Source organism: Lysobacter enzymogenes (genome assembly GCF_017355525.1).
Taxonomy (GTDB): Bacteria; Pseudomonadota; Gammaproteobacteria; order Xanthomonadales; family Xanthomonadaceae; genus Lysobacter; species Lysobacter enzymogenes_C.
On the sequence record NZ_CP067395.1, the window covers coordinates 1,463,067 to 1,489,846 of the forward strand.

At 69.9% G+C, this 26,780-nt stretch carries 26 protein-coding genes and 1 tRNA gene; 15 read left to right on the forward strand and 12 right to left on the reverse strand.

From position 1 onward, the window contains the following. Positions 1-46: 46 nt before the first annotated feature. Together JHW38_RS05905 and serS are read right to left on the reverse strand one after the other, a co-directional pair. A complete protein-coding gene (locus JHW38_RS05905; protein WP_207525064.1) occupies positions 47-442 on the reverse strand; it encodes a hypothetical protein in 396 nt (131 codons plus the stop codon). A gap of 86 nt (positions 443-528) precedes the next feature. Further along, positions 529-1,821, reverse strand: coding sequence for a serine--tRNA ligase (gene serS, locus JHW38_RS05910; RefSeq protein WP_207525065.1), 1,293 nt, complete (start codon positions 1,819-1,821; stop codon positions 529-531). 172 nt (positions 1,822-1,993) lie between these two features. Here serS and JHW38_RS05915 point away from each other — a divergent pair, with 172 nt between their 5' ends. Together JHW38_RS05915 and JHW38_RS05920 are read left to right on the forward strand one after the other, a co-directional pair. Further along, a complete protein-coding gene (locus tag JHW38_RS05915; protein ID WP_207525066.1) occupies positions 1,994-2,665 on the forward strand; it encodes an energy transducer TonB in 672 nt (223 codons plus the stop codon). Between the two features lie 173 nt (positions 2,666-2,838). Next, on the forward strand, positions 2,839-3,423 hold the full coding sequence (locus tag JHW38_RS05920) for an energy transducer TonB (RefSeq protein WP_207525067.1): 585 nt from the start codon (positions 2,839-2,841) through the stop codon (positions 3,421-3,423). Positions 3,424-3,647: 224 nt separating this feature from the next. Here JHW38_RS05920 and aroA read toward each other — a convergent pair whose 3' ends face one another. The 4 genes from aroA to serC form a co-directional block, all read right to left on the reverse strand. After that, positions 3,648-4,967: a 3-phosphoshikimate 1-carboxyvinyltransferase gene (aroA, locus tag JHW38_RS05925; RefSeq protein WP_207525068.1), complete on the reverse strand. Its 1,320-nt coding sequence runs from the start codon at positions 4,965-4,967 to the stop codon at positions 3,648-3,650. Continuing rightward, complete coding sequence (gene hisC, locus JHW38_RS05930) at positions 4,964-6,121, reverse strand: histidinol-phosphate transaminase (RefSeq protein ID WP_207525069.1); 1,158 nt, start codon at positions 6,119-6,121, stop codon at positions 4,964-4,966. Before hisC ends, aroA begins: the two co-directional genes overlap by 4 nt. Continuing rightward, positions 6,118-7,353 carry a prephenate dehydratase gene (pheA, locus tag JHW38_RS05935; protein ID WP_207525070.1) on the reverse strand — a complete coding sequence of 412 codons (1,236 nt, stop codon included), beginning with the start codon at positions 7,351-7,353 and terminating at the stop codon, positions 6,118-6,120. The genes hisC and pheA overlap by 4 nt, the downstream gene beginning before the upstream one ends. 144 nt (positions 7,354-7,497) lie before the next feature. After that, on the reverse strand, positions 7,498-8,583 hold the full coding sequence (serC, locus tag JHW38_RS05940; protein WP_207525071.1) for a 3-phosphoserine/phosphohydroxythreonine transaminase: 1,086 nt from the start codon (positions 8,581-8,583) through the stop codon (positions 7,498-7,500). Between the two features lie 184 nt (positions 8,584-8,767). Here serC and msrP point away from each other — a divergent pair, with 184 nt between their 5' ends. Next, positions 8,768-9,739: a protein-methionine-sulfoxide reductase catalytic subunit MsrP gene (gene msrP / locus JHW38_RS05945; protein WP_207525072.1), complete on the forward strand. Its 972-nt coding sequence runs from the start codon at positions 8,768-8,770 to the stop codon at positions 9,737-9,739. 1 nt (position 9,740) lies between these two features. Further along, positions 9,741-10,433 (forward strand): protein-methionine-sulfoxide reductase heme-binding subunit MsrQ, encoded by a 693-nt coding sequence (gene msrQ / locus JHW38_RS05950; protein WP_207525073.1) that lies wholly within the window; start codon positions 9,741-9,743, stop codon positions 10,431-10,433. A gap of 115 nt (positions 10,434-10,548) precedes the next feature. Here the strand turns inward: msrQ and JHW38_RS05955 are convergent, their stop codons facing one another. Further along, positions 10,549-11,352: an FHA domain-containing protein gene (locus JHW38_RS05955; protein WP_207525074.1), complete on the reverse strand. Its 804-nt coding sequence runs from the start codon at positions 11,350-11,352 to the stop codon at positions 10,549-10,551. A gap of 165 nt (positions 11,353-11,517) precedes the next feature. On the opposite strand from JHW38_RS05955, the gene JHW38_RS05960 reads away from it, so the two are divergent. Beyond that, complete coding sequence (locus JHW38_RS05960) at positions 11,518-11,793, forward strand: polyhydroxyalkanoic acid system family protein (protein ID WP_207525075.1); 276 nt, start codon at positions 11,518-11,520, stop codon at positions 11,791-11,793. Positions 11,794-11,803: 10 nt separating this feature from the next. Continuing rightward, entirely contained in the window at positions 11,804-12,136 is a 333-nt protein-coding gene (locus tag JHW38_RS05965) for a hypothetical protein (protein WP_207525076.1), read from the forward strand. A gap of 117 nt (positions 12,137-12,253) precedes the next feature. On the opposite strand, the gene JHW38_RS05970 is transcribed toward JHW38_RS05965, so the two are convergent. Continuing rightward, positions 12,254-12,976 (reverse strand): FFLEELY motif protein, encoded by a 723-nt coding sequence (locus tag JHW38_RS05970; protein WP_207525077.1) that lies wholly within the window; start codon positions 12,974-12,976, stop codon positions 12,254-12,256. A gap of 400 nt (positions 12,977-13,376) precedes the next feature. Here JHW38_RS05970 and JHW38_RS05975 point away from each other — a divergent pair, with 400 nt between their 5' ends. The 3 genes from JHW38_RS05975 (at position 13,377) to JHW38_RS05985 (ending at position 16,869) form a co-directional block, all read left to right on the forward strand. Beyond that, the gene (locus tag JHW38_RS05975; protein WP_207525078.1) at positions 13,377-14,741 is read left to right on the forward strand and encodes a patatin-like phospholipase family protein; all 1,365 of its coding nucleotides are present in this window, start codon (positions 13,377-13,379) and stop codon (positions 14,739-14,741) included. A gap of 149 nt (positions 14,742-14,890) precedes the next feature. Next, entirely contained in the window at positions 14,891-15,472 is a 582-nt protein-coding gene (locus JHW38_RS05980) for a phasin family protein (RefSeq protein ID WP_207525079.1), read from the forward strand. Positions 15,473-15,825: 353 nt separating this feature from the next. Further along, a complete protein-coding gene (locus JHW38_RS05985) occupies positions 15,826-16,869 on the forward strand; it encodes a restriction endonuclease (protein WP_207525080.1) in 1,044 nt (347 codons plus the stop codon). Between the two features lie 185 nt (positions 16,870-17,054). Here the strand turns inward: JHW38_RS05985 and JHW38_RS05990 are convergent, their stop codons facing one another. Then, the gene (locus JHW38_RS05990; RefSeq protein WP_207525081.1) at positions 17,055-19,043 is read right to left on the reverse strand and encodes an SDR family oxidoreductase; all 1,989 of its coding nucleotides are present in this window, start codon (positions 19,041-19,043) and stop codon (positions 17,055-17,057) included. Between the two features lie 155 nt (positions 19,044-19,198). Here JHW38_RS05990 and JHW38_RS05995 point away from each other — a divergent pair, with 155 nt between their 5' ends. The 3 genes from JHW38_RS05995 (at position 19,199) to JHW38_RS06005 (ending at position 20,867) form a co-directional block, all read left to right on the forward strand. Continuing rightward, the gene (locus JHW38_RS05995) at positions 19,199-19,456 is read left to right on the forward strand and encodes an acyl-CoA-binding protein (protein ID WP_207525082.1); all 258 of its coding nucleotides are present in this window, start codon (positions 19,199-19,201) and stop codon (positions 19,454-19,456) included. 38 nt (positions 19,457-19,494) lie between these two features. Further along, entirely contained in the window at positions 19,495-20,121 is a 627-nt protein-coding gene (locus tag JHW38_RS06000) for a TetR/AcrR family transcriptional regulator (protein ID WP_207525083.1), read from the forward strand. Between the two features lie 164 nt (positions 20,122-20,285). Continuing rightward, positions 20,286-20,867, forward strand: coding sequence for a dihydrofolate reductase family protein (locus JHW38_RS06005; RefSeq protein ID WP_207525084.1), 582 nt, complete (start codon positions 20,286-20,288; stop codon positions 20,865-20,867). Between the two features lie 79 nt (positions 20,868-20,946). On the opposite strand, the gene JHW38_RS06010 is transcribed toward JHW38_RS06005, so the two are convergent. Then, the gene (locus JHW38_RS06010) at positions 20,947-21,372 is read right to left on the reverse strand and encodes a hypothetical protein (RefSeq protein ID WP_242691236.1); all 426 of its coding nucleotides are present in this window, start codon (positions 21,370-21,372) and stop codon (positions 20,947-20,949) included. 175 nt (positions 21,373-21,547) lie between these two features. Between JHW38_RS06010 and JHW38_RS06015 the strand changes: the two genes are divergently transcribed. The 3 genes from JHW38_RS06015 to arsC all read left to right on the forward strand — a co-directional run bounded on the left by JHW38_RS06015 (position 21,548) and on the right by arsC (position 23,298). Next, positions 21,548-22,402 (forward strand): hypothetical protein, encoded by an 855-nt coding sequence (locus JHW38_RS06015; RefSeq protein WP_207525085.1) that lies wholly within the window; start codon positions 21,548-21,550, stop codon positions 22,400-22,402. A gap of 315 nt (positions 22,403-22,717) precedes the next feature. Beyond that, a tRNA-Val gene (locus JHW38_RS06020) sits at positions 22,718-22,792 on the forward strand. A gap of 140 nt (positions 22,793-22,932) precedes the next feature. Then, complete coding sequence (arsC, locus tag JHW38_RS06025; RefSeq protein ID WP_207525086.1) at positions 22,933-23,298, forward strand: arsenate reductase (glutaredoxin); 366 nt, start codon at positions 22,933-22,935, stop codon at positions 23,296-23,298. Positions 23,299-23,421: 123 nt separating this feature from the next. Here arsC and JHW38_RS06030 read toward each other — a convergent pair whose 3' ends face one another. Then, positions 23,422-25,047 (reverse strand): FMN-binding glutamate synthase family protein, encoded by a 1,626-nt coding sequence (locus JHW38_RS06030; RefSeq protein WP_207525087.1) that lies wholly within the window; start codon positions 25,045-25,047, stop codon positions 23,422-23,424. 408 nt (positions 25,048-25,455) lie between these two features. Continuing rightward, complete coding sequence (locus tag JHW38_RS06035; protein WP_207525088.1) at positions 25,456-26,745, reverse strand: nucleotide sugar dehydrogenase; 1,290 nt, start codon at positions 26,743-26,745, stop codon at positions 25,456-25,458. Positions 26,746-26,780: the final 35 nt, after the last annotated feature.

The window sequence follows — 26,780 nt, forward strand, 5'->3', positions numbered from 1 at the left end:
TCGCTATCGCCCGGCCCGACCGGTCGCGCCGCCCTCGAGGCGAGGATTACGCCTCGCCCGGATCGTCCGCCACGGGCTCGGCTTGCGGCGCCGGCGCGGCGCCGGGCTGCGCTCGCAGCACCCACCGGCGCGCCAGCTTGAACCCGCACAGCACGGCGACCGCCAAGCCGACCGGCAGCGACAGCAGGATCAGGAAAAAGCCCGCATCGGTAAGTTCGCCGCCGATCGAGAGGATCACCGCCCCCGCCAGCGCCAGACAGGCCGCACCGGCCAGAACCCCGACGCCGGCGCCGAGCAACGCGCGTGCGAACAGGCGCCCGTTCGACAGCGGCTGCACCCGGCGGCGATTGGCCGGGCCGAGCGCCGCGTACTGCACCACCGCCCACAGCGCCAACGCCAGCAGCGCCTTGCTGACGATGGCGAACAGGAAGAACGAATCCATGCCACAACCCTCCATGGTTGCGCGCGGCGCGGGCAGCGGACGCCGGCCCGGCCGCGCTTAATCCAGAGCGCCGAAACCGGCCGCGATCAGGCCAGCACCTCGATCCCGCCCATGTAGCGCCGCAGCGCCTCGGGCACCTCGATCGAACCGTCGGCGTTCTGGTAGTTCTCCATCACCGCGATCATCGCCCGGCCGATGGCCACGCCCGAACCGTTGAGGGTGTGCACCGGCTCGGGCTTGCCCGTGGCCGGGTTGCGCCAGCGCGCCTGCATGCGCCGCGCCTGGAACGCTTCGCAGTTGGAGCACGAGGAAATCTCGCGGTAGCGGTTCTCGCTCGGCAGCCACACTTCCAGGTCGTAGGTCTTGGCCGCGGAAAAGCCCATGTCGCCGCTGCACAGCAGCATGCGGCGGTACGGCAGGCCGAGGGTTTCCAGCACGACTTCGGCGCAGCGGGTCATGCGCTCGTGTTCGGCGTAGCTGTCTTCCGGACGCGAGATCGCGACCAGTTCGACCTTCTCGAACTGGTGCTGGCGGATCATGCCGCGGGTGTCGCGGCCGGCGCTGCCGGCTTCGGCGCGGAAGCACATCGAGTGCGAGGTCATGCGCAGCGGCAGCGCGTCGGCCTCGACGATCTCGTCGCGCACCACGTTGGTCAGCGGCACTTCCGAGGTCGGGATCAGATAACGCTTGCTCGCCGCCTCGCCTTCGCCGACCACGGTCGCGAACAGGTCGTCCTCGAACTTCGGCAACTGGCCGGTGCCGCGCATCGAATCGGCGTTGACCAGCAGCGGCACGTTGGTTTCCTGGTATTCGTGCTGTTCGACGTGCAGGTCCAGCATGAACTGGGCCAGCGCGCGGTGCAGCCGGGCCAGGCCGCCGCGCAGCACGGTGAAGCGCGCGCCGGACAGCTTGGCCGCGGTTTCCGCGTCGAGCCAGCCGTGGCGGGCGCCGAGCTCGACGTGGTCCTTGACCGCGAAATCGAACTCGCGCGGCTTGCCCCAGCGGTGCTGCTCGACGTTGCCGCTTTCGTCCGGGCCCAGCGGCACCGAATCGTTGGGCAGGTTGGGAATGCTCAGCGCCAGCGCCTCGATCTCGGCCTTGATCTGGTCGAGGCGGACTTCGCCGCGCTTCTGCTCGTCGCCGGACGCCGACACCTGCGCCATCAGCTCGGCGACGTCCTCGCCCTTGCTCTTGCGTTTGCCGATCTCGGCCGAAAGCTTGTTGCGCGCGGCCTGCAGTTCCTGGGTGCGCACCTGCACCATCTTGCGTTCGCTTTCCAGCGCCGCCAGCGCGTTCGCGTCGAGGGCGTAACCGCGGGTGGCGTGCAGGCGGGCGGCGACTTCAGCGGGCTGCTGGCGCAGCAGGTTCGGATCGAGCATGACGTAGCCGATGGGATGCGTAGCGGGAAGAACCGCAGATTATCGCGTCGCGCGGGCTTTTTCGCGAATCTTCGCGTCCGCGTCGCCCGCGCGCGCCGCCGCGGCCGACGCGGCGCGGCGTTTCGTAGCAGAATGCACGCCACCCCGGATGGACCTGCGAGCCTGCCGCCCTATGTCGACGCCCTCCCCCGCACCGCGCCGTTCCTTCGACTTCGCCGCCTGGCTCCCCTCGGGCAAGGCCTGGCTGTGGGTGCTGGGCGCGTTCGCGATCGGTCTGGCGCTGTTCGCCTGGGTCTGGCAGAGCAACCGCCACCGCAGCGACGGCTTCTACCGCGCCGACGGCGCGCCGCCGACCAGCGAGCAGCCGTTCTACGCGCCGCTGCCGGCGCCCGCGCCGGCCGACGGCAGCGCCAGCCCCGCGCCGGCGCCGCAACAGGCGCCCGAGGCCGCGTCGGCCGCGGACGAGGAACGTCCGCAACTGGTCGAGAACCCGCGTCCGCCGGCCGCGCCGCAATCGCTGCCGGGCCCGAACGCGCCGCCGGCGCCGGCCGCCGCGCCCGCCGGCGCCCACGTCGGCGCCGCGCCGCTGCCCGGCAACCGCGCGCCGCAGTACCCCGCGGCCTCGCTGCGTCGCGGCGAAGGCGGCACGGTGCGGGTGCAGGTGCAGATCACCGAACAGGGCGATGTCGCCGACGCCGAAGTGGTCCAGGGCAGCGGCTCGCGCGCGCTCGACCGCGCCGCGCTGAGCGCCGTGCGCGGCTGGCGTTTCAAACCCGCCACGCGCGGCGGCCGCCCGGTCGCCGATACGGTGCTGGTGCCGATCACGTTCAATCCGAATCAGTAACGGCGAGCAGCGAGCGCAAGCGATGTCGCTCGCTGCCGACGCCTCTGCGCCCGCGTTGCGCTTTTGAATCGCTACTGAACCGAATCGACGCGGCGTTCACCCACGGGTAACGCCGGCGCTTGGAAGCTCGCCCTCCGCGAACCATCCCCCGGGTTCGTCGAACGGAGGCCGGCATGAGCACTGCATCACATTCCATCGATCCTCAGGCGCGCGAAACCGAGCCGCAGCCGACTGTCGCTACCGATTCTCCGCGCAGCATCGGCGTGTGGTTGTTGCTGATCCTGCTCGGCGCGACCTTCCTCGGCTGGTATCTGTACGGCAAGCGCCCGGCGCAGCCGGCGCCCGCGCCGATGGCCCCGGTGCTGGCGCTGCCGCCGGTCGAACGCGCCCCGGCCGGCGACGAGGCCGCCAAGGCCCAGGCCGGCAGCAGCAACAAGAGCGTGGCCAAGGCCGCGACCGAGAAGAAGGCCGCCGCCAAGCCGCGCGCGACCGACGCGCTGGCGCTGAGCAATCCGGCCCCGCGTTATCCGGCCTCGGCTTTGCGCCGCGGCGAAGGCGGCACCGTGGTGTTGCGGGTCAACGTCGGCGCCGACGGCCGCGCCGACGAGGTCGCGGTGAGCCGCCGCAGCGGTTCGCGCGAGCTCGACCGCGCGGCGATGACCGCGGTGCGCGATTGGCGCTTCAAGCCGGCTACGCGCAATGGGCGCGAGGTGGCTTCGGTGGTGGAGCAGCCCGTTGAGTTCCGCCCGATGCAATAAGCCTTGCGTCGAGACCTGAGCGGAAAGCGTCGGGACTGAGGTTCCTCTGACAAAGAGCTTCCGTCGCTGCCACAAAAGCCAAGCGCCTTCCACAGAAGCCGAATCCTCGCAGCGCCTGTGGCAGGGCCTTTGAAGCCCAACGCTTTTCGGCCAGATCCCCTATCGCCCAGCTACGAAAAAGGCGGCCCGCGGGCCGCCTTTTTCTTGCGCCGACCACGCAGGCTTCAGGCCGCGCCGACCCGCATGCCCGCCTTCGCCGCCAAGTCCTCGAACCCCGGAAACGACGTCGCCACATTCGCCACATCGCCGATCCGCACCGGACCTGCGGCCAACTGCGCCGCGACCGCGAAGCTCATCGCGATGCGGTGATCGCCGTGGCTCTCGACCGTGCCGCCGCCGAGCGCGCCGCCGTCGACGATCGCGCCGTCCGGCGTTTCTTCGATCGCGACGCCGAGCGCGCGCAAGCCCGCGGCCATCGTCGCGATGCGGTCGGACTCCTTGACCCGCAGCTCGGCCGCGCCGCTGACCACGGTGCGGCCTTCGGCGACCGCCGCGGCCACGAACAGCGCCGGGAATTCGTCGATCATGTCCGGCACCAGCGCCTGCGGCACCTCGATCCCGCGCAGCCGCGCATGCCGCACGCGCAGGTCGGCGACCGGTTCGCCGCCTTCGCTGCGCGGGTTCTCCTCGACGATGTCCGCGCCCATCAGCCGCAGCGCCGACAGCAGGCCGGTGCGGCGCGGATTCATGCCGACCGCTTCGAGCAACAACTCCGAACCCGGCACCACGCTCGCGGCGACCAGGAAGAACGCGGCCGAGGAGAAGTCGGCCGGCACCGCCACCTCGGTCGCGCGCAGCGCGTGGCCGCCGCTCAGGCGCGCGTAGCCGGGCGAGAACTCGATCGGCCAGCCGAACGCGGCGAGCATGCGCTCGGTGTAGTCGCGGGTCGGATGCGGCTCGCGCACCACCGTCTCGCCTTGCGCGTACAGGCCGGCCAGCAGCAGCGCCGATTTCACCTGCGCGCTGGCGACCGGCAAGGTGTAGTCGATCCCGCTCAGGGCGCGGCCGCCGTGGATGCGCAGCGGCGGCAGACCGCCCTCCTCGCTGTCGATGCGCGCGCCCATCGCCGCCAGCGGCTCGGTCACCCGCCGCATCGGCCGCTTCGACAGCGAGGCGTCGCCGATCAGCACGCTGTCGAAGGCCTGCCCCGCCAGCGCGCCGGCGAGCAGGCGCATGCCGGTGCCGGCGTTGCCGCAGTCCAGCGCCGCGTCGCTGCCGCGCAGGCCGTGCAGGCCGACGCCGTGGACGATGCGTTCGCTCGCGCTCGGCGTTTCGATGCGCACGCCGAGCTGTTCGAACACCCGCGCGGTGGCGCGGGTGTCCTCGCCTTCGAGAAATCCGGTGACCCGGGTGACGCCCTCGGCCAGCGCGCCGAGCATCACCGCGCGGTGCGAAACCGACTTGTCGCCCGGCACGCGGATCGAACCGCGCAGCGGCGCGCCCGGCGCCGCGGTCCAGGCCTGGGGAGAATCGCTTGCGCTCATGCCAGCACTTGGTCCAATGCCGCCAGCAGGCGGCGGTTTTCGTCGGCCGAGCCGACGCTGATGCGGATGCAGTCGCCGAGGCCGTAGCCGGCCATCGGCCGCAGGATCACCCCGCGTTCGACCAGCGCGGCCTCGACCTGCGGCGTGCGCGCGCCGAATTCGGCGAGCACGAAGTTGGTCTGCGACGGGAACGCGCGCAGGCCGCGGCGGTTCAACGCCTCGCTCAAGGCGGCGCGCTGCTCGGCGTTGCGCGCGCAGGCCCAGCGCAGGTGATCTTCGTCGCCGAGCGCGGCCTCGCACGCGGCCAGCGCCGGGCCGTTGACGTTGAAGCTTTCGCGCAGGCGCTCCATCACCGCGATCAGCCCCGGCTGCGCGATCAGATAGCCCACGCGCAAGCCGGCCAGGCCGTAGGCCTTGCTGAAGGTGCGGGTGACCGCGACGTTGGGATAGCGATCCAGCACGCTCAGCGCGCTGGCGTAGTCCGGCGCGTCGGCCATCTCGGCGTACGCCTCGTCCATCACCACGATGACGTGCGGCGGAATCTTGTCGAGGAACGCCACCAGCGCGTCGCGACCGAACCAGGTGCCGGTCGGATTGTTCGGATTGGCGACGAACACCAGCTTGGTGTCCGCGCCGACCGCCGCGGCGATCGCGTCGAGGTCGTGGCCGCACGGCATCGCCGCCTCGCGCGGCAGCGCGTCGACGATGGTCATGCGCGCGCCGGCCGCCTGGGTCGACAGCGCGAACACCGCGAAGCCGTAGCGCGAGAACACCACTTCCTCGCCGGGGCCGGCGAACACTTGCCCGAGCTGCATCAGCAGCTCGTGCGAGCCGTTGCCGAGCATGATCCGGCCGGCGTCGACGCCGTGCTTGCGCGCCAGCGCGCGCTTGAGGTCGCCGCCGAGCGGATCGGGATAGCGGTGCAGCGCGTGCAGCGAATCCAGGATCGCCGCGCGCGCGGCCGGCGACGGGCCGTACGGATTCTCGTTCGACCCGAGCTCGACCAGGTTCGCCTCGCCGTAGCGGCGCCGCAGCGCGACCAGATCGTGGCCCGGATCGTAGGCCTTGAGCCGCTGCACGCCCGGCTGGGCGCGCGCGGCGAACCAGGCTTCGTCGAACGCCTGCTGCGGCGCTTGCGCGGCCGCCTGGCTCATGCGATCGCCACCGGGTAGGAACCGAGCACCTTGACCTCGTGGGCCAGTTCTTCGAGTTCCTCCAGCGCCTCGCGCATCGCGTCCTCGCCGACGTGGCCGCCGATGTCGACGAAGAACGCGTACTGCCAGCGGCCGGTATGGCCCGGGCGCGATTCGATCCGGTTCATGCTCAGGCCGCGCTTGGCGAACGGCGACAACACGTTGTAGAGCGCGCCGGGCTGGTCCTTGATGAAGATCAGCAGCGAGGTGCGGTCGTTGCCCGACGGCGAGAACAGCTCGCGGCCGATCACCAGGAAGCGGGTCGTATTGTCCGGCCGGTCCTCGATCGGCCCGGCCACGCTGCGCAGCCCGTACACGTTGGCCGCGGCGACGCCGGCGATGGCCGCCGCGTCGTCGGCGTTGCGCGCGCGGCGCGCGGCTTCGGCGTTGCTCGACACCGGGATCTTCTCGGCCTTCGGCAGGTACTCGCGCAGCCACGCCTTGCACTGGGCGAAGGATTGCGGATGCGAGTACACGCGCTCGATGTCTTCGATGCGGCCGCCGCGCGAGAGCAGGTGCTGGTGCACGCGCAGTTCGACTTCGCCGCAGATTTTGAGCCCGGAGGTCAGGAACATGTCCAAGGTCGACTGGATCGTGCCCTGGGTCGAGTTCTCCACCGGCACCACGCCGAAATCGGCGCTGCCGGCCTCCACTTCCTGGAACACTTCCTCGATGCTGGCCAGCGGCAGGCCGTGGATCGAATGGCCGAAGTGCTTGTACACCGCCTGCTGCGAGTGGGTGCCTTCCGGGCCGAGGAAGCCGATCTTCAGCGGCTCCTGCTGGGCCAGGCAGGCCGACATGATTTCGCGGAACAGCCGCACCAGCACTTCGTCGTTGAGCGGACCGTCGTTGCGGTCGACCACCCGGCGCAGCACCTGCGCTTCGCGTTCGGGGCGGTAGTAGTCGACCGCCGCGGCCAGCTTGCCCTTGGCCTTGCCGACCTGGTTGGCGAACTGGGCGCGCTCGGCGATGAGCTGCTGGATGTGGCGGTCGATGCCGTCGATGCGCGTGCGCAGCGTGGCGAGGTCGGGGACGGCGGCGGCGGGAGCGGCCGCTTCGGCGACGGCTTCGGTCTTGCCGGCGGCCTTTTTCTTGCTTGCGCCTTTATCCGCGGCGGTCTTCGCGGCGGGCTGGGTCTTCGCGGCGGCCGGCTTGTTCTTGGCGGGCGCGGTCTTGCTGGATTTGGTGGTCATATGCGTGTCGTTGTGTCCGAACCAAGCGCGTTGCCGTCCATGGCGCCACTCGCTGCCTCCTTCGGATCGTCCGGCCCGGCCATCCCTGGCCGGGCGTTCGCGACCGCAGCCGATGCCGATAGGGCATCGGCTAAGCGCGGTCGCTCACCCGTGTCTTTGTTGGAAATCGCGCATGAACGAAGCCAGGGCCTGGACCCCCGCTTCCGGCATCGCGTTGTAGATCGACGCGCGCATGCCGCCGAGGGCGCGGTGGCCCTTCAGCGAGATCAGCCCGGCCGCTTCGGCTTCCTTGAGGAAGGGCTTGTCGAGCGCTTCGTCCTTGAGGAAGAACGGCACGTTCATGCGCGAGCGCGCGGCGACGGCGACTTCGTTGCGGTAATAGCCGCCGGAGTTGTCGATCACGTCGTACAGCAGACCGGCCTTGCGCGCGTTGCGCTTGGCGAATTCTTCCACGCCGCCTTCGGCCAGCATCCACTTGAACACCAGCCCGGCCAGATACCAGTTCCAGGTCGGCGGGGTGTTGAGCATCGACTCGCCCTTGACGTGCGAGCGGTAGTCGAAGATGTCAGCGCGCGGCTGGCCGGCGCGCTCGAGCAGATCGCGGCGCACGATCACCACGCTGACGCCGACCGGGCCGAGGTTCTTCTGCGCGCCGGCGTAGATCACCCCGAACTTGGACACGTCGACCGGCTCGGCGGCGATCGAGGACGAGAAGTCGGCGACCAAGGGAACGTCGCCGGTCTGCGGAATATCGCGGAACTCGACGCCGTGGATGGTCTCGTTGGCGGTGTAATGGACGTAGGCCGCGTCCTTGGACAGGTTCCACTCGGCCCGCGCCGGAATGTCGCGGAAGCCGCCGGCCTCGCCGTTGGCGGCCACGTTCGCGCTGACATAAGGCTTGACCTGCTTCAATGCGGTCTTGCCCCAGTGGCCGGTGACCACATAGTCCACCGCCTGGCCCGGGTCGGCGAAGTTCAGCGCGATCAGCGCCTGCTGCGCGGTCGCGCCGCCCTGCAGGAACAGCACCGCGTAATCGTCCGGGATCGACATCAGCGAACGCAGGTCGCGATCGGCCTCGGCGGCGACCTGGATGAACTCGGGCCCGCGGTGGCTGAGCTCGACGATCGAGGCCCCGGCGTTGTTCCACTCCAGCAGCTCCGACTGCGCCTGCAGCAGGACCGGTTCGGGCAGGGTCGCGGGACCGGCACTAAAGTTGAAAGCGCGGGACATCGGTAGCTCCGTGGTGTGGGGGGTGGCCCCGCAGTATGCCGCAGTGCAGCACCGTGTGTACGTGTCGTTACCCGCGCAACTTTTGCCGCCCGGGCTGCCTCTATGGAATGAAACGGTTCGTAGATCGTCTTATGACCGGTACCCTACGCGCCGCCCCTGCGTCCCACCGCTTTTGGAGCCCCCCATGTCGTTGCGCCGAGTTCTGCAAATTCCCGCATCGTCGATTACCGACGAGGCTGTCTACCGCGAGCGCCGGCGGTTGCTGACGGCGCTCGCGCTGAGCCCGGCCCTGGGACTCGCCGGCTGCGCCGCGGCCGAGGCGCCGCCGCCGCCGAACGCCCGGCCGGCCAGCCCTGAGCAGATCAAGGCCGGTTTCCACGCCAGCGAGACGTTGACCACTTACGCCGACGTCACCAGCTACAACAATTTCTATGAATTCGGCACCGACAAACGCGACCCGTCGTCGGCCCGCAAGACCTTGCGCCTGAGTCCGTGGACGGTCAGCGTGGGGGGCGAATGCGCCAAACCGGGCAAGCTGGGGCTGGAGGATCTGATCAAGGGCCTGGCGCCGCAAGAACGGGTCTACCGGCTGCGTTGCGTGGAAGGCTGGTCGATGGTGATCCCCTGGCTGGGGGTCCCGCTGGCCGATGTTCTGCGGCGCTTCGAACCCAGTTCCAAGGCCAAATACATCGCCTTCACCACGCTCGCCGACCGCGCCCAGATGCCCGGGATGGCCTATCCGTCGATTCCCTGGCCTTATCGCGAGGGCCTGCGCATCGACGAAGCGATGCACCCGCTGACCCTGCTCGCCACCGGCCTGTACGGCAAGCCGTTGTTGCAGCAGAACGGCGCGCCCTTGCGGCTGGTGGTGCCGTGGAAGTACGGCTTCAAGAGCATCAAGTCGATCGTCGCCATCACCTTCGTCGAACGCCGCCCGGCCACCGCCTGGAATTCGCTGCAGCCGGAGGAGTACGGCTTCTTCGCCAACGTCAATCCGGCGGTGGACCATCCGCGCTGGAGCCAGCGGACCGAGCGCCGAATCTCCGGCAGCGCGAGCAAGATGTTCCCGGAGCGGGTGCCCACTCAGCCGTTCAATGGCTATGCCGAACAAGTGGCGAGCCTGTACGCGGGCATGAACCTCAGGACCTGGTTCTGAGATGAGCGACGCTGCCCCCGCTTCCGGCCGCCCCGCCACCGCCCGTCGTCCCGTCGCTCCGCGCAAGACTCCGCCTTGGCTGCTCGTCGCCAAATCGGCCGCCCACCTGCTGGCGTTGGCCCCGGCCGCGGCCCTGGCCTGGCAGATCCGCGCCGAGATGGTGAGCGGCCACAGCGACCTCGGCGCCGACCCGGTGGCCGAGATCGAGCACCGCCTGGGCCTATGGGCGCTGCGTTTCCTGATGATCGCGCTGGCGATCACTCCGCTGCGCCAGCTCACCGGCCAGCCCGCGCTGCTGCGCTTCCGCCGCATGTTGGGGCTGTATGCGTTCTTCTACGCCACCTTGCATCTGGCCGCTTACCTGGGACTGGACCTGCGCAGCTACTGGACCCAGATCTTCGAAGAAATCGCCAAGCGCCCCTACATCACCGTCGGCTTCGCCGCGTGGCTGCTGCTGGTGCCGCTGGCGATCACCTCGACCCAGGGCATGATGCGGCGCCTCGGGCGGCTGTGGGGAAAGTTGCACCAACTGGTCTACGTCATCGCCGTGCTGGCGGTGCTGCACTTCTGGTGGCTGGTCAAATCCGACATCCGCGAACCGGCGCTGTACGCCGGCATTCTCGTGGCGCTGCTCGGCTGGCGCGTGTGGAAGAAGCTGTCCAAGTCCAGGACGAAGCGGCCGCAGCCCCTGTAGGAGCGACGCGAGTCGCGACCGCGAAACCTCGCTTGCGGCGGAGCTGGCGACCCCGCGGTCGCGGCTCGCGCCGCTCCTACAGGGAGCTACCGAGTCTCGCGTGGGTGCGACGGAATCAGCGCGCGCCGTACAGCAGCAGCAACCCCAGCAACCCCGCCATCACCACCGCCGCCAACAGCAGCCACGGCATGCGCCGCACCGACGACGGCAAGGCCGACGGCGGCGTCGGCCGCTCCTCGTTCGCCGCCTGCTCCTGCGCGAGCTGCGCCTGCAGCGCGTCGGCAGCGCTCAGCCGCCGGGTCGGCGCTTCGATCACGAAGCGGTGCTGACCGTCGAGCAACAACTGGTCGCCCGGCTTGAGCAGCGCGTGGCGCACCGCCTGGCCGTTGACCACGCTGCCGTCGAGCGAACCCACGTCGCGCAGCACCACGCCGTCGGCGTGCGCTTCCAGCCGCGCGTGGCGGTCGGCGAAGGCCGGTTCGTTGATGCGTATGTCGCAATCGCCGGCGCGGCCGATCACCTTGGGCTGCTCCAGGGTGTAGCAACGGCCGTGGTGCATGCCGCCGACGCCGCGCACGACCATGCGCGAATCGGCCGGAATCTCGACCCCGAACGGCGGCGCCGGCTCCGGCTTGTCGGCCACCAGCAGCAGTTCGACCCCGTCGATGAAGATCGCATCGCCGGGCCGCAGCATCGCCATGCGCTTGACCGGCCGGCCGTTGACGTGCAGACCGTGCAGGCTGTCGCGCACCTGCAGCCAGACGCCGCGGCGGTCGACGCTGAACTGCGCGATCGCCGCGTCGGCGTCGTCGACCAGCACGGTGCGGCCGGCCGAATCGCGGCCGATGGCATGCACGCCCGGCTTCAACGCCAGGTCGCCATGTTCGCGGTTGGGGTATCGCAGTTTGAGGGCGCTCACCCGGCGGAAATCTAGCAGGTTGGCGCGCCCGGCACACCTCGCCGCGCGCGGTCGCGCATGAACGACGGCAACGCCGGCGTCGACGCCGCCCGCGCGGCGCCGGCGGCGGACTTGGATGCGCCCGCCCCTGCCCGCACAATAGCCGGCTTCCAGGGAGACCCAGACATGTCCAGCATCGATATCCGCCACCCGCATTCGCTGGCCCCGGCCAAGGCCCGCAAGGCCGTCGAAGACGTGGCCAAGAAGCTCGCCGAACGCTTCGACGTCGAATACAACTGGGACGGCGACGTGCTGAACTTCGCCCGCAGCGGCGTCGACGGCAAGATCGCGGTCGGTCCCGAACACCTGCGCGTGACCGCCCAGCTCGGCTTCCTGCTCGGCGCGATGAAGGGGCCGATCGAGGCCGAGATCCGCCGCGTGCTGGAAGAAAAGTTCAAGTAAGCCCGGCCGCATGACCCGGGCCCGCCTCGACCAGCTGCGCGACGCGCTCGAACGCGCGGGCTGGCGGGTCGAGGGCGAGTCCGGCGCGGACGGGTTGTTCGACGTCGAAGGCGAACGCATCGCCTGGCGGTTGAGCCGCGACGACGGCGCGCGCGAGCGGCTCGAGTTCTTCCTGTTCGCGCCGCTCGGCGGCCCGACCCAGCGGCTGGCCGACCTGGCCCGGGTCGATGCGCGACACAGCGGGCGCAGCCTGTATTTCGACAAGATCGGCAGCGCGCAGTGGCGGCGGGAGCTGCCGGCGTTCGTGCAAGCCCTCAGCGACAGCGGCCGCAAGCCCCTGTAGGAGCGGCGCGAGCCGCGACCGCGACACCGCGCTTGCGACGCCGGCCTGCAACCCCGCGGTCGCGGCTCGCGCCGCTCCTACAGGGAGTTGCCGCGACAATTGCTGCGACCTGATCGGCTAGTCGAGCCCCGGAAACGGATCGTCCTCGCCGTCGAACAAACGCCGCGCCACCTCGCGCTCGTCGGCGCCGATCTCGGCGATGAACTCGCGCACATCGCCGAGTTGCGCGAACGCGGCGAAGCCGCGCTCCAGGAATCCCTGCAGCTCCGACAGCCCGGCCGCCTTGGCCGGGCCGCGCGAAAGCTTGAGCAGGGTCATGATCCCCGGCATGCGCAGCGCCTTGCCCAGGCCCAGGCCGACCGCCTCGATCAATTCGATCTGCCGCTCGCGCAAGCGCGGCAGCCCGCAGGCGCGGTAGGCCTGCGCGTACAGCGCGCCGTCGAGTTTGCGCCGGCGCGGCGCCAGCGCGTGCAGGCGCTCGCTGATGCGCAGGTCGAAGGCCTGGGTCAGCAGGCCGAGCTCGATCGCATCGGCGACCGTGGCCAGCAGCGGGCCCGGCAACAGCTTCTGCATCATCGGCAGCACCCGCGCGATGTCGGCGTCGCGGCGGCTGAAGTCGCGGTCGTTGTAGACATCGCTGAGGAAGAACCGCGCCGCCGGACGCCGGCGCGGATCGCGCAGGAAGCGGTCGAAGCTGGCTTCCAGCCGGCGCGCCTGCCATTGCCGCAGCTCCGGCAGCCAGCGCAGGCGGTTGCGCGGCTCGCGCTCGGGATCGTGCAAGGCCTGGTGGCGGGCCAGCAGGCAGGCCATGCGGCGGTTGAGGTCGGATGTTCTGGACATCGAAGGCGATGATCGCGGGCGCCCGAAGAACCCGCAAGAGCGAGCCCCTCAGACGCGACGCAAGCCCCGGAGCCGAGGGCACCCCGCGGGCTTTTGCCGAAGGCCTTGCCCGTGAGGTCGGATGTTCTGGACATCGAAGGCGATGATCGCGGGCGCCCGAAGAACCCGCAAGAGCGAGCCCCCAGACGCGACGCAAGCCCCGGGGCCGAGGGCACCCCGCGGGCTTTTGCCGAAGGCCTTGCCCGCGGGGTGCCCTCGGCCCCGGGGCGTTCCTTCCCGGAGAGTTCCGCCCAAAGCCCCCAGAACCGCACCGCCTTCGACCTTCGTACGCCCCCGCTCGACGCCCCGCCCCGCTGGGCTACACTCGACCGACTACCGCCAGGGCCGTGCCGCCGATCACATGCTGTCACTCCATTCCGCCCGCAATCGGGCGAGCCGCAAGCCGGCGGCGAAGGGAAGCCAGTCCAACGGCGGCGCCGATCACGGCACCTCCACCAACGGCACTGCAAAACGCGCCTCCAGACGCAACAGCGCCGCCGCGCCGGCGCGGCCCCCGCGCATCGGCCTGGCCATCGCCGGCGGCGGCCCGATCGGCGGCATGTACGAACTCGGCGCGCTGCGCGCGCTCGACGAAGCCATCGAAGGCCTCGACCTGACCCGGCTGGATTGCTACGTCGGCGTCAGCAGCGGCGCCTTCCTCGCCGCCGGCCTGGCCAACCGCATGGACACCGCCGAGATGTGCCGCATCTTCGTCACCGGCGACAGCGCCGACGTCGAATTCCGGCCCGAAACCTTCATGCGCCCGGCCTTCGTCGAATACCTCAAGCGCGCCGCCAGCTTTCCGCGCCTGGCCACCGAATGGTGGCGCGAACTGCTGTTCTCGCCGCTGGAAGCGCGCTGGTCGGACCTGATCACCCGCTTCGGCGGCCTGATCCCCAACGGCCTGTTCGACAACCGCGAAGTCGAACGCTTCCTGCGCGAAGTGTTCACCCGCCGCGGCCGCAGCAACGACTTCCGCGAACTCGACGCCGAGCTGTACGTGGTCGCGGTCGACATCGACAGCGGCGACGCGGTGCGCTTCGGCGGCGAAGGCTGGGACGACGTGCCGATCTCCAAGGCGGTGCAGGCCAGCGCCGCATTGCCCGGCCTGTACCCGCCGGTGCAGATCGAAGGCCGCCATTTCGTCGACGGCGCGCTGCGCCGGACCATGCACGCCTCGGTCGTGCTCGACCGCGGCATCGACCTGCTGATCGGCCTCAACCCGCTGGTCCCGTTCAACCACCACCACGGCGCCGCCGTAGCCGAAGACAACAGCCTCGCCGCCGGCGGCCTGCCGGCGGTGCTGTCGCAGACCTTCCGCACCCTGCTGCAATCGCGCATGCAGGTCGGCCTGGCCCGCTACGCCCAGCAATACCCCGACATCGACCAACTGGTGTTCGAACCCAACGCCGAAGACCGCGAACTGTTCTTCACCAACGCCTTCAGCTTCTCCGCGCGCCGGCGCATCTGCGAAATCGCCTACCGCAACACCCTGGCCGACCTGCGCGCGCGCGCCGAGCAACTGGCGCCGATCCTGGCCGCGCACGGTCTGCGCCTGCGCGAAGACGTGCTGGCCGATCCCGAGCGCTCGATCCTCGACGGCATCGCCCCGCCCGCGCGCGACAGCGAGACCACCGCGCGCCTGCGCCGCGCGCTCGACGACGTCGACCGCCTGGTCGCGCGGCGGCGGCCGGGCAAGCGCCGGCAGGCGACCGCGCCGCACTGAGCCGCGCGAACGCGCGCACCCGATCCGATCGACGAGCGAAGGCCGCGCGCCTTCGCTCGCTTCCGCGCATCCGTCGCTCGCTGGTGTGAATACTCTAGACAGCGGGCCCATCGTGACGGCACAGCACTAACCTTAATCACAGGACGTCCATGGCCGCCAAGTTCAAGAAGACCGCGAAGAAGACCTCGGGCAAGACCCGCTCCGCCGGCGCCGCCGGCAAGGGCGCGGGCGCGCAGGAACAGGCCGAGCGCCTGTCCAAGACCCTGAGCGAATCGGCGCAGCAGATCTGGCTGGCCGGCGTCGGCGCGTTCGGCCGCGCCCAGGCCGAAGGCACCAAGCTGTTCGAAGGCCTGGTCAAGGAAGGCTTGAGCCTGGAGCAGACCGCGCGCAAGTTCACCGGCGGCCAAGCCGGCGCCCTGCGCGATGCGGTCGAGTCCAAGGTCGGCCAGGCGCGCGAGCGCGCGACCGACACCTGGGACCGCCTGGAAAAGGTGTTCGAAGAACGCGTGCAGCGCGCCCTGGTCAAGCTCGGCGTGCCGGGCCGCGACGATCTGGCCGAACTCAGCGAGCGCGTCGACGCGCTGACCGCCGAGCTGCGCCGCCAGGGCGGCGCCGCCCCGGCGCGCAAGGGCACCGCCAAGAAGGCCGCCAAGCCCGCCGCCGCCAAGCCGGCCAAGGCCCGCGCGCCGCGCAAGGCCGTGGCCAAGCCCAAGCCGCCGGTCGCCCCCTGATTCACGCCGCGGTCGCGCCGGCGTCCTGAACGCTGACACGAAACTTCGGTAGTACTACCCGCTGTACCGCGCCGCGCCGCCAGCGCGCGGCGCCGCTTAAGCCCGCCAGTCCGCGCTTCCGTATGCTCCCCTCCCCTTACGGTTTCGGACTGGCGGGCTTTCTTATGCCCGAACGCCGCGTATCGCAGGGTTTGCGCTGTTTTTGCGCGCACTTCACTACCCTCTCGGCGCCACGTTCTGCCATGAACGGCACACTCTGCACACATCATTTTCGCGAACTGCGTCGCAATTCGCGAGGAATTCATATGTCTGAAGCCGTATATCCTCAGCGTCTTTTATGGGCTTAGCGTTGCATGTCGAGTTTCTCCCTGTGGGCCGCTGCCGCCGTCGCGCTTACGCTCGGCCTGGGGTCCACCGCCTACCTGTGGTCGTATCGCCGCCATCGCACTGAAGTCGCCACCGGCATCGCCGGGCTGGCCAAGATGCGCTGGCGCGAATTCGCGCGCCTGATCGTCGAGGCGTTGCGCGATCGCGGTTTCGAGGCCGAATCGGTGGAGGAATCGCTAGCCCGCGGCACCCAGGCCGAACTGCGCCTGCTGCGCGCCGGCAAGCCCTGGCTGCTGTCGTGCAAGCTCGGCGACGGCGACTACAAGGTGCCCGCCGCGACCGTCGCCGAACTCGCCGACGCGGTGCGCTTCCACGGCGCCGCCGGCGGCCTGCTGGTCACCACCGGCCGCTTCGACACCCATTCCGAGCGCGTCGCCGACGGCCTCGACCTGTACAGCGGCGAGACCTTGTGGGAACTGGTCGAACCGCAACTGCCGGCCTCGACCCGCCACGACATCATCGCCGCGGCGCAGAAGCGCAGCATCCAGACCATCGTCGGCGCCTGGGGCGCGGCGATCGTGCTGGCCCTGATCGTCGGCTTCGCGGTGCCGCAGTTGCTGCCGGACGAACCGGAGGCGCCGGCCGCGCCGGTCGCAGCGAACGCGCCTGCGGACGGCAACGACAGCGACGCGAACGACAGCGACGCGCCGGCGCAACCGCCCGCATCGCCGGCGGCCGCCGCGCCCGAGCCGGCGACTGCGACGCCCGCCGCGCCCGTCGCCGCGCCGCATCCGGCCACGCCAGCGGCCTCGGCGTCCAGCGGCAACGCCGCCGCCGACCGCGCCGAAGTCATCCGCACCGTCGCGCGCCTGCCCGGCACCGAGCGCGCGCTGTGGTCGACCCCGTCGAACCTGCTGATCTACCGCCTCATCGACGCCGAAAAAGCCGACGTCGACGCGATCTGCCAGGTCCTGGAGCGTTATCCGGAACTGCGCTCCTCGCGCGTGCAACTGCAACCGCCGCCGGGCAGCAACACCCGCGTGCGTTTCTTCCAGTGCAAGGCCTACTGATCCGGCTGCAACCCCTGTAGGAGCGACGCGAGTCGCGACCGCGGGGTTGCAAGCTTGCGTCGCAAGCGCGATGCCGCGGTCGCGGCTCGCGCCGCTCCTACAGGGAGCGCAGGCGGATCTCGCAAGAGCTTGAAACGACGAAGCCCGGCAGCGCCGGGCTTCGTGCGTTGCGCCGGACGGCGCGCTTACCAGTGCACGCCGCGCATCAGCGCCGCGAACGCGATCTGTTCGTTGCTGGCGTGTTCGTCCTTGAGCCCCTTGCGGTCGCCCTTGGCCGCGGCCGAGTCCGGGAACAGTTCGAACGCGGTGCTCATGACCACCTCGTAGGCCTTCGGCGCCAGCGCGTTGACCACCGAGGCGAAGATGCCCAGGCGGGTGGCGATGCGGCTCGGCCGTTCGATGATGCCCTTGACCACCAGGTCGGCGGCCTCGTCCGGGCTCAGCGTCGGGATGCTGTCGTACATCTTGGTCGGCGCGATCATCGGCGTCTTCACCAGCGGCATGTTGATGGTGGTGAAGCTGATGCCCTTGCCCGACAGCTCGCCCTGGGCGCAGCGGCTGAACGCGTCGAGCGCGGCCTTCGACGCCACGTAGGCCGAGAACCGCGGCGAATTGGCCAGCACGCCGATCGAGGAGATGTTGATGATGTGGCCCTTGCGGCGCTCGGTCATCTTCGGCATGAAGCCCATGATCAGGCGCAGGCTGCCGAAGTAGTTCAGCTGCATGGTCCGCTCGAAATCGTGGAAGCGGTCGTAGCTGAGCTCGATCGAGCGGCGGATCGAACGGCCGGCGTTGTTGACCAGGATGTCGACGTGGCCGTGTTCCTTGAGGATGGTCTCGACCAGGCGGTCGCAATCGCCCATGTCGGCCAGGTCGGCGGTGTAGGCGAACACCTTGCCGCCGGCGGCCTTCATCGCGTCGCGCGCCTTGAACAGCTCGTCCTCGCCGCGCGCGACGATGATCGTGACCGCGCCGGCCGCGGCGACCTTCTCCGCCGTCGCCAGGCCGATGCCGGACGAACCGCCGGTGATCACCACGACCTTGTTGCGCACCTTGCCCTTGAGGGTGCGGTCGACGAACAGGTCCGGATCGAGATGGCGTTCCCAGTAATCCCACAAGCGCCACGCATAGCTGTCCAGGTGCGGCACCTTGATCCCGCTGCCGCGCAGCGCGCGCTCGGTTTCGCGGTTGTCGAAGCGGGTCGGATAGGTGATGAACTTCATCACCTCCTTGGGAATCTTGAAGTCGCGCAGCAGCATGCCGATGAAGCGCTTGACCGGCGGCAGGTTGCTGACCGCGCCGCGGATGCCGGACGGCACGAACGCGAACATGCGCGCGTCGATGCGCATGGTCATCTCCGGCGTGTGGCCGGCGCGCGCGAAGGTGTTGAGCACCTCGCCGACGCGCTGCGGCTCCGGATCGGTCAGATGGAAGCAATGGCCGTCGAGCTTGGGCTTGTGCGCGATGTGGTCCATCGCGTCGACCACGTAGTCGACCGGGATGATGTTGATGCGGCCGCCTTCCAGGCCCAGCATCGGCATCCACGGCGGCAGCATTTCGCGCAGTTTCTTGAGGAAGGTGAAGAAGTAGTACGGCCCGTCGATCTTGTCCATCTCGCCGGTCTGCGAATGGCCGACGACCATGCCGGGGCGGTAGATCCGCCACTTGATCCGCTTCTCCGCGCGCACCAGCCCTTCGGAATCGTGCTTGGTGCGCAGGTAGGGATCGTCCAGGCCTTCGGCCTCGTCGAACATGTCCTCGCGGAACACGCCCGGGTACATGCCGGCCGCGGCGATCGAGCTGGTGTGGTGGAAGCAGCCGGCGTTGAGCGCGGCGGCCAGGTCCAGCGCATGCTGGGTGCCGTCGATGTTGGCCGCGCGCTGCGCCTGCGCGCTGGCGGTCAGGTCGTAGATCGCGGCGAGATGGAAAAAGTGCCGGATCTTGCCGCTCAACGCGCGCAGCTGCGCCGGCGTCAGCCCGCACTTGGGCTGGGTCATGTCGCCCGCCACGGGGATCACCCGCTTGAGGTCCCAGCCCATCTTCTTGGCCGTGGCGTCGAACTTCTTCTGCGAATCCTTGCGCACCAGCACGTGGATCGTGCCCTTGCGTTTCAGCAGGTTGCTGACGAGGAAGCGACCGATGAAACCCGTCGCGCCGGTGACGAAATAGCTCATACCCCTCTCCTGGATGGCCCCGATCGGCCGCCGTTGCGGCGGCATGACGCTACGGTGCCAGAGCGCGGCCGCGGTAACAATTCCTTTCCGTATTGACCCACCCCGGCACGCATGGTGAGATGCCGCCTCAGCCTGGCGCCCAGGAGAGGCCCAACGTGTCCGATATCCAAGCCGCATTCGAACAAGCCGCCAAGGACGTCCAGTCCCTGCCCGAACGCCCCGATAACGACACCCTGCTGCGCCTGTACGCGATGTACAAGCAAGGCGCCGAGGGCGACGTCAGCGGCCCCAAGCCGGGCTTCTTCGACTTCGTCGGCACCGCCAAGTACGAGGCCTGGGAAAAGCTCAAGGGCACCGACCAGAACGAGGCCAAGAAGAAGTACGTCGACCTCGTCAAGAAACTGCGCGGCTGACGCCGCGCCCCGCCCCGCTCCCCCGCCCGGGCCCCACGATGGCGAAACAGACCCGCCAGCGCATCCTCGATGCCGCGTTGATCATGTTCAACGCGCAGGGCGAACCCAACGTCACCACCAACCACATCGCCGACGAGCTGGAAATCAGCCCGGGCAATCTGTACTACCACTTCCGCAACAAGGACGACATCATCGAGCAGCTGTTCGCTCGGTTCGAGGAGCGCATGGACGCCGCGCTGGCCGCGCCGCAAGGGCGCCTGCCGGGATTGGAGGACATCTGGCTGCAGCTGCACCTGGTGTTCGAGTGCATCTGGGACTACCGCTTCCTGTACCGCGACCTGGTCGAGATCCTCAGCCGCAACCGCCGCCTGCGCATGCGCTTCGCGCGCATCCTCAAGCGCGCCGACGAACAGGCCCACCTGGTCATGCGCGGGCTGTCGCAGGCCGGGATCATGCGCGCCTCCGGCGACGAGCTGGCCGCGACCGCGACCAACGTGCTGGTGATCGCCACGTTCTGGCTCAACTACGCCGCCGCGCGCGGCGACAAGGACGAGCACGCGGCGATCCGCGACGGCATCGTCCAGGTGATGATGCTGCTGTCGCCGTTCCTGCGCGACGCCGAGCGGATGCACCTGAACACGCTGACCCGCGCCTACCTCGACTGAACGCGGCGGGTGTCGGCCAAAAAGGGCGCCGCATGCCGCCCTTTTCGTCGGCTCGGGCCTTGCGCGTGCGGCGCGCCGCCGGCTTGCGCGGCGCACGCCGCGGCGCTGACAAACCGCACCGCCCGCGGCGCACACTGGCCCGCACCGCCCGCCGGAGCCGCGCCATGCGCCCGTTGATCGTGCAGATGCAGATGTCCGTCGACGGCCGCGTGGCCTCGTCCGGACCGCCGTGGAGCTTGTGGAATTTCGGCTGGGACGGCGACTGGCCGTGGGACGCGCAGCTCAAGCGCCGCTTCAACGCCGGCTTCGAACGCGCCGATGCGATCGTGCTGAGCCGGCCGATGGCCGAGGAAGGCTATATCGAGCACTGGACCCGCGCCGGCGAACGACGCCCCGAGCCGGAGTTCGAATTCGCCCGGCGCATCGCCGCGCTGGAGAAGATCGTGGTCAGCCAACGCATCGAGCGCGCGCCGTGGCCGCGCACGCGCATCGCCGGCGGCGCGCTGGCGCAAGCGGTGAATGCGGCCAAGGCCGAACCCGGGCGCGGCCTGCTGTGCTTCGGCGGCACGCGGTTCGTCGCGGCGCTGACCGCGGCCGGGCTGGTCGACGAGTTCGAGTTCTACCTGAATCCCGCCGCGGCGGGATCGGGCGATTCGATCTTTCCCGAGGCCGGGCTGGCGCTGGAATTGCTGGATTCGCAGGCTTACGCCTGCGGGATGGTGGTCAACCGTTACCGTCCGCGCTGAACGCACGGCGCCGCCGTCGGCCGCGGCGGCGCGCAACGCGGCGGAGCGCGCATCGCTCCGCCGGGTCCGATGCGGGTCGTCAGGCCTTGCGCGTGCGGCGCGCGGCCGGCTTGCGCGGCGCGCGGCGCGGCGCTGCGGCCTTCTTCGCCGCCGGCTTGCGGCCCTTGCGCTGCGCGCGCGGCTTGCGCTGGCCCTTGAGGCCGAGCTTGTCGAGCACCGGCGCCAGCCGCGCCTCGACTTCGGCGCTGAACTGCATCACTTTCGGCTCGACCTGACCGCGCACGTTCTCGATCCCGCCGACGACGTTGCCACGCGCGTCCGCGGCGATGCCGCGCACCCGCTGCTGCAGCGCCTCGACCTGTCCGGCGGCGCGGCCGGCGCCGGCCAGCGCCTCGCGGCGGGCGACCGCGGCCAGGCCCAGACCGGCCAGCCACAGGTGCCGCAGCGTGGTGGCCTGATTGACGGCCGGCTCGGCCGCCTGCTTGTTGCGTTTGCCCACTGCCATCGTTGCGCTCCGTCGACCGCCCGGAATGGACGGTTTCGCCCGCGCACTATCGCCAGCGCGCATCGAGCAATGGCACTAGCGCGTTCAGCCGCACACCCTCGCGCGCGCCCTCTTGCCAGCGCCCCCGCCGCGGCGGGATGCTGCCGGTCCGATCCCGTTCGAACAAGGACAGTACATGGCCGCCAAGACCGCCTGGGCCGCTTTTCCGCACGACGCCAAGGCCTACGCCTACGCCGGCGACGCCCTCAAGAAAGCCTGGCCCAAGCTGCACGCCGGCGATGCCGAGGCCTTCCCCGACGCCAAGCGCGCCGCCGCGCTGATCAAGGCCGCGGGCAAGGCCGCGCCCAAGGGCGTGGACGCGGACGCGTTGGCCGAGGCGCTGCAGGAGGCCTGGCGCGCGTTCCATCGCGGCGATTTCAAGGCCGCGTTCGATGCCGGCGAAAAGCTCGGCCCGGTCGGCGCGTCGGTCGCGGTCAAGGCGCTCGGCATCCACGCGACCTATCTGGTCGACGACGAAGCCGAGCAGCTCAAGCGCTACCAGCAGGCCGCCAAGATCGCCGAAGCCGCGGTCGCCGCGCTGCCGGACGAGGCCAACAGCCATTACCGCTACGCCTTCGCCTTGGGCCGCTACAGCCAGGGCCTGAGCATCGCCAAGGCGCTCAAGGACGGCATCGCCGGCAAGGTGCGCACTGCGCTGGACGCGACCCTGGAACTCGAGCCCAAGCACGCCGAAGCGCATACCGCGATGGCGCTGTACCACGCCGAGATCATCGACAAGATCGGCGGCATGATCGGCGGCCTCACGTACGGCGCCAAGGCCAGCGAAGCCGAGAAGCACATCAAGACCGCGCTGAAGCTGACCCCGGACTCGCCGATCGCCCATATCGAACACGGCAACGTGCTGATGCTGCTGCACGGCGACAAGCAGGAAGCCGCGGCCGCGGCGGCATATGAGAAGGCCGCCAAGCTCAAACCGGTGGATGCGATGGAAGCGCTGGATGCGGCTTACGCCAAGGAACAGATCGAGTGACTTGAGCCCGAGCGTGGCGCGCGCTGGAGCCGGCCGCAGGATTCGGCCAGGATGCGCGGCCGCGCGGCTTAGGCTTCAGCTTCGCGCGCCGGCGGCGCCCCGTTCGCGGGGACGGCCGCCCGGCCCGGAGTCGCGGCCGGCGCGCGGAATCGTCGCGAATCGGGCTGTTTTCAGGGCGATTCGCGGCCAGGGCGCAAGCCTTGCGGCCCCGTTTTCGCAGACGGGGCCGGGCCGCAAGGCCGCTTCGAACCGCGATGCCCGCAAAGGCTTGTCAGTTCGCGAAGGCCCGATTACAATTTGCGACCCGATTACATCGGGCGGTTAGCTCAGCGGTAGAGCATCGCCTTCACACGGCGAGGGTCGCAGGTTCGAACCCTGCACCGCCCACCAGTTGCAAGAAACGAGCCGGCGAAAGCCGGCTTTTTTCGTTGCGGCGCCGATCGCTCGCAACCGCGTTCCCGCGAACGCGCGCGTGCGCATCCGAGCCGCCGCGCGCGCCTCGCCCGACTTTGGTTTGCAGGAGTCCGTCCATGACCGACGCGCATCGCGCCCCTACCCGCCTCTACCACAACCCGCGCTGCTCCAAGTCGCGCGGCGCGCTGGAGCTGCTGCGCGAACGCGGCATCGAGCCGGAAGTGATCGCGTATCTGGAAACGCCGCCGGACGCGGCGCAGTTGCGCGAGCTGCTGGGCTTGCTCGGCGTCGACGCGCGCGCGCTGCTGCGCACCGGCGAGGACGAGTATCGGCAGCTCGGGCTCGACGATGCCGCGCTCGGCGAAGATGCCTTGATCGCGGCGATGGCCGCGCATCCGCGGTTGATCGAACGGCCGCTGTTCGTGCACGGCGGACGCGCGGTGATCGGGCGGCCGCCGGAGCGGGTGCTGGAACTGTTGTAAGCGGTCCGGCGCTGCGCGGCTGCCTGCGCAGCGCCCACAAAAACCGAAACGGGTTCCGGCTTGCGCCGGAACCCGTTTTCGTTTCGCTGCCGCGCAACGCCTCGGAGCGCTGCGCCGCCGCGATCAGAACGACTTGCTCGCCCGCATCGCCAGCACCCGCTCCGGCGCGGCGAACGAATCGCTGCGCGCGCCGGCCCAGAACGACTGGAATACCGCATGCGCCGGAATCTTGCCGATCAGGTCGCCCGGGGCGAGGAAGTTGTACAGCGCGCCGAGCGAGCGCACTTCGGTCGGCGACACCCGGCGCAGGATGTGCTCGGGGCCGATCTCCGAAGTGTGGCGCAGGCCGGCCGCGCACAGCAGGTCGCGCAGCGCCTTGAGCGTGTTCTCGTGGAAGTGGAACACGCGCGCGGATTTGTCCGGCACGTCGAGCTTGTTCCAGCGGCTCGGGTCCTGGGTCGCGATGCCGGTCGGGCAGCGGTCGGTATGGCAGCTCTGCGCCTGGATGCAGCCCAGCGCGAACATGTAGCCGCGCGCGGCGTTGCACCAGTCCGCGCCCATCGCCAGGGTGCGGGCGATGTCGAACGCGCTGGTGATGCGGCCGGCCGCGCCGATGCGGATCTTGTCGCGCAGCTCCAGCCCGACCAGGGTGTTGTGGACCAGCATCAACGCCTCGTGCATCGGCACGCCGACGTGGTCGATGAACTCCGCCGGCGCTGCGCCGGTGCCGCCCTCGGCGCCGTCGACGACGATGAAGTCCGGCAGCAGCCCGCTTTCGTGCATGGCCTTGGCGATGCCGAACCATTCCCAGGGATGGCCGATGGCGAGCTTGAAGCCGACCGGCTTGCCGCCGGACAGCTCGCGCAGCCGCGCCACGAACTTCAGCAGGCCCAGCGGCGAGTCGAACGCGGTGTGCGCGGCCGGCGACACGCAGTCCTGGCCCATCGGCACGCCGCGCGTGGCCGAGATCTCGGCGCTGACCTTGGCCGCCGGCAATACCCCGCCGTGGCCGGGCTTGGCGCCTTGCGAGAGCTTGATCTCGATCATCTTCACTTGCGCGTCGGTCGCGTTGGCGACGAAGCGTTCTTCGCTGAACAGTCCGCGCTCGTCGCGGCAGCCGAAATAGCCCGAGCCGATTTCCCAGACCAGGTCGCCGCCGTTCTCGCGGTGGTACGGCGAAATCGAGCCTTCGCCGGTGTCGTGGTAGAACCCGCCGAGCCTGGCGCCCTTGTTGAGCGCGCGGATCGCGTTGGCCGACAGCGAGCCGAAGCTCATCGCCGAGATGTTGAACACGCTGGCCGCATACGGCTGCGCGGTGTTTTCGCCGATGCTGACGCGGAAGTCGTGGGCGACGTGCGCGCTCGGCGCCAGCGAATGGTTGATCCATTCGTAGTCCAGGCTGTAGACGTCGACCTGGCTGCCGAACGGGCGCACGTCGTTGACCGACTTGGAGCGCTGATAGACCAGCGCGCGCTGCTGGCGCGAGAACGGGACCTCGGCGGTGTCGGCCTCGATGAAGTACTGGCGCATTTCCGGGCCGATCGACTCCAGGCCGTAGCGGAAGTGGGCCATCACCGGGTAATTGCGGCGCAGGGTGCTTTTGGTCTGCAGCAGGTCGGCGGTGCCGAGCGCGGCGACCGCGCCGAACGCGGCCAGGCCCCACAGCCAGTACGGGTGATGCAGGAAGACCAGAATCGCGCAGACCACGGTCAGGACCAGGCTGGCGACGTACACGGAATAGCGCGTCATGGCGATCGGAAGGTTCACGGGCTGGGGTCGAGCATAACCGCGGCCGGGTGCAGGATTTGTACGGGGCCGGGCGGGATGCGGCGGCGGAGCGAACGGCGGCGGGGCTGGAGGCCCTGCCGCCATCGCTTCGCTGGCGGGTGCGCGGCGGCTCTGGATCCCCGCTTTCGCGGGGATGACGTTCTGGAGGAGGCGTGGCGGACCTTTGTCGACCGATCGCGGCGCCGGAGCGAAACGCGTCGGGGCCGAAGCCCCTCCCACCGTCGTTTTGTCCGCAGGTACGCTGCGGCTCTGGATCCCCGCTTTCGCGGGGATGACGTTCTGCGAGGTGCGCCTGCTCTTGTGGGAGGGTCTTCAGGCCCGATGCCTTTCGGCCCGGTCGCCGCGATCTGCGGACCTACGCCCCCGACCTCACAAGCGCCCGTCGACCTCGTCGCGCGGATACAGGCTCTTGATGTCGTACAGCAACGCCCCGGGCTTGCCGTAAGCGCGCGCGCCGGCGGCGCCGAGGGCGCGGAACTGCTCGTGCGCGACCGCCACCACGATCGCGTCGTAGGCGCCTTGCGCGGGCTCCTCGACCATGTCCAGTCCGTATTCGCGCCGCGCTTCCTCGGCGTTGGCCCAGGGGTCGCAGATCTCGACCCGGGCGCGGTATTCGCCGAACTCGCGCGCCAGGTCGATGACCCGGGTGTTGCGCAGGTCGGCGCAGTTTTCCTTGAAGGTCAGGCCGAGGATCAGGATGCGCGACTCGGCCACGGCGATGCCGCGCTGGATCATGCGCTTGATCACTTCGGCCGCCACGTGTCCGCCCATCGCGTCGTTGATGCGCCGGCAGGCGAGCAGGATGTCGGGGTAGTAGCCGGCGCTCTGCGCCTTCTGGATCAGGTAGTACGGGTCCACGCCGATGCAGTGGCCGCCGACCAGGCCGGGCCGGAACGGCAGGAAATTCCACTTGGTTCCGGCCGCTTCCAGCACTTCGGTGGTGTCGATGCCCAGGCGCTGGAAGATCAGCGCGAACTCGTTGATGAGCGCGATGTTGGCGTCGCGCTGGGTGTTCTCGATGACCTTGGAGGCTTCGGCCACGCGCAGGCTGGAGGCGCGGTGGGTGCCGGCGGGAATGATGCTGCGGTACAGCGCGTCGACCCGCTCGGCGGTGTCCGGGGTCGAGCCCGAGGTCACTTTGGGAATGTCGACCAGCTTGCGCTGGCGGTCGCCGGGATTGATCCGCTCCGGGCTGTAGCCGACGAAGAAGTCTTCGTTGCAGCGCAGGCCCGACGCGCGTTCGAGCTCGGGCACGCAGATTTCCTCGGTCGCGCCGGGATACACGGTCGACTCGTAGATCACCGTGTCGCCGCGCTTGAGCACGCCGGCGAGCGCGCGGCTGGCCAGGATCAGCGGGGTGAAGTCCGGGCGCTTGTGCTCGTCGACGGGCGTGGGCACGGTGACCACGAAGGTGTCGCGGTCGTCGAGGTCTTCGAGCGCGGCGCTGAAGCGCAGGCGCGCGGCGCTGCGGATCTCGTCGGCATCGTGCTCGTGATGGCGGTCCTCGCCGGTGCTGAGCTGGGCCACGCGCACCGGGTCGATGTCGTAGCCGACGGTGTCGTAGACCTTGCCGAATTCCAGCGCCAGCGGCAGGCCGACGTAGCCCAGGCCGATCACGCCGATGCGCGCCTGCGCGACGCTGTTGTCGTTGTCTGCCATACCCTGCCTTGATGGGAACCGCGGCCCCGGCGAGG

Bases quoted from the DNA above. Each gene is read 5' to 3' on its own strand.
- hisC (WP_207525069.1), bottom strand. From the start codon at position 6,121: ATGAGCCAGGCGGCCGCGCAAGCGCCGCAGCAGGCGTTCGACGAAGCC.
- JHW38_RS06015 (WP_207525085.1), top strand. From the start codon at position 21,548: ATGGCCGCCAAGACCGCCTGGGCCGCTTTTCCGCACGACGCCAAGGCC.
- JHW38_RS06035 (WP_207525088.1), bottom strand. From the start codon at position 26,745: ATGGCAGACAACGACAACAGCGTCGCGCAGGCGCGCATCGGCGTGATC.
- serC (WP_207525071.1), bottom strand. From the start codon at position 8,583: ATGTCCCGCGCTTTCAACTTTAGTGCCGGTCCCGCGACCCTGCCCGAA.
- JHW38_RS05960 (WP_207525075.1), top strand. From the start codon at position 11,518: ATGTCCAGCATCGATATCCGCCACCCGCATTCGCTGGCCCCGGCCAAG.
- JHW38_RS05905 (WP_207525064.1), bottom strand. From the start codon at position 442: ATGGATTCGTTCTTCCTGTTCGCCATCGTCAGCAAGGCGCTGCTGGCG.
- JHW38_RS05990 (WP_207525081.1), bottom strand. From the start codon at position 19,043: ATGAGCTATTTCGTCACCGGCGCGACGGGTTTCATCGGTCGCTTCCTC.
- JHW38_RS06000 (WP_207525083.1), top strand. From the start codon at position 19,495: ATGGCGAAACAGACCCGCCAGCGCATCCTCGATGCCGCGTTGATCATG.
- aroA (WP_207525068.1), bottom strand. From the start codon at position 4,967: ATGAGCGCAAGCGATTCTCCCCAGGCCTGGACCGCGGCGCCGGGCGCG.
- JHW38_RS06010 (WP_242691236.1), bottom strand. From the start codon at position 21,372: ATGGCAGTGGGCAAACGCAACAAGCAGGCGGCCGAGCCGGCCGTCAAT.
- JHW38_RS05970 (WP_207525077.1), bottom strand. From the start codon at position 12,976: ATGTCCAGAACATCCGACCTCAACCGCCGCATGGCCTGCCTGCTGGCC.
- arsC (WP_207525086.1), top strand. From the start codon at position 22,933: ATGACCGACGCGCATCGCGCCCCTACCCGCCTCTACCACAACCCGCGC.
- JHW38_RS05980 (WP_207525079.1), top strand. From the start codon at position 14,891: ATGGCCGCCAAGTTCAAGAAGACCGCGAAGAAGACCTCGGGCAAGACC.
- JHW38_RS06005 (WP_207525084.1), top strand. From the start codon at position 20,286: ATGCGCCCGTTGATCGTGCAGATGCAGATGTCCGTCGACGGCCGCGTG.
- JHW38_RS05975 (WP_207525078.1), top strand. From the start codon at position 13,377: ATGCTGTCACTCCATTCCGCCCGCAATCGGGCGAGCCGCAAGCCGGCG.
- pheA (WP_207525070.1), bottom strand. From the start codon at position 7,353: ATGACCACCAAATCCAGCAAGACCGCGCCCGCCAAGAACAAGCCGGCC.
- JHW38_RS05965 (WP_207525076.1), top strand. From the start codon at position 11,804: ATGACCCGGGCCCGCCTCGACCAGCTGCGCGACGCGCTCGAACGCGCG.
- JHW38_RS05985 (WP_207525080.1), top strand. From the start codon at position 15,826: ATGTCGAGTTTCTCCCTGTGGGCCGCTGCCGCCGTCGCGCTTACGCTC.
- JHW38_RS06030 (WP_207525087.1), bottom strand. From the start codon at position 25,047: ATGACGCGCTATTCCGTGTACGTCGCCAGCCTGGTCCTGACCGTGGTC.
- JHW38_RS05915 (WP_207525066.1), top strand. From the start codon at position 1,994: ATGTCGACGCCCTCCCCCGCACCGCGCCGTTCCTTCGACTTCGCCGCC.
- msrP (WP_207525072.1), top strand. From the start codon at position 8,768: ATGTCGTTGCGCCGAGTTCTGCAAATTCCCGCATCGTCGATTACCGAC.
- serS (WP_207525065.1), bottom strand. From the start codon at position 1,821: ATGCTCGATCCGAACCTGCTGCGCCAGCAGCCCGCTGAAGTCGCCGCC.
- JHW38_RS05920 (WP_207525067.1), top strand. From the start codon at position 2,839: ATGAGCACTGCATCACATTCCATCGATCCTCAGGCGCGCGAAACCGAG.
- msrQ (WP_207525073.1), top strand. From the start codon at position 9,741: ATGAGCGACGCTGCCCCCGCTTCCGGCCGCCCCGCCACCGCCCGTCGT.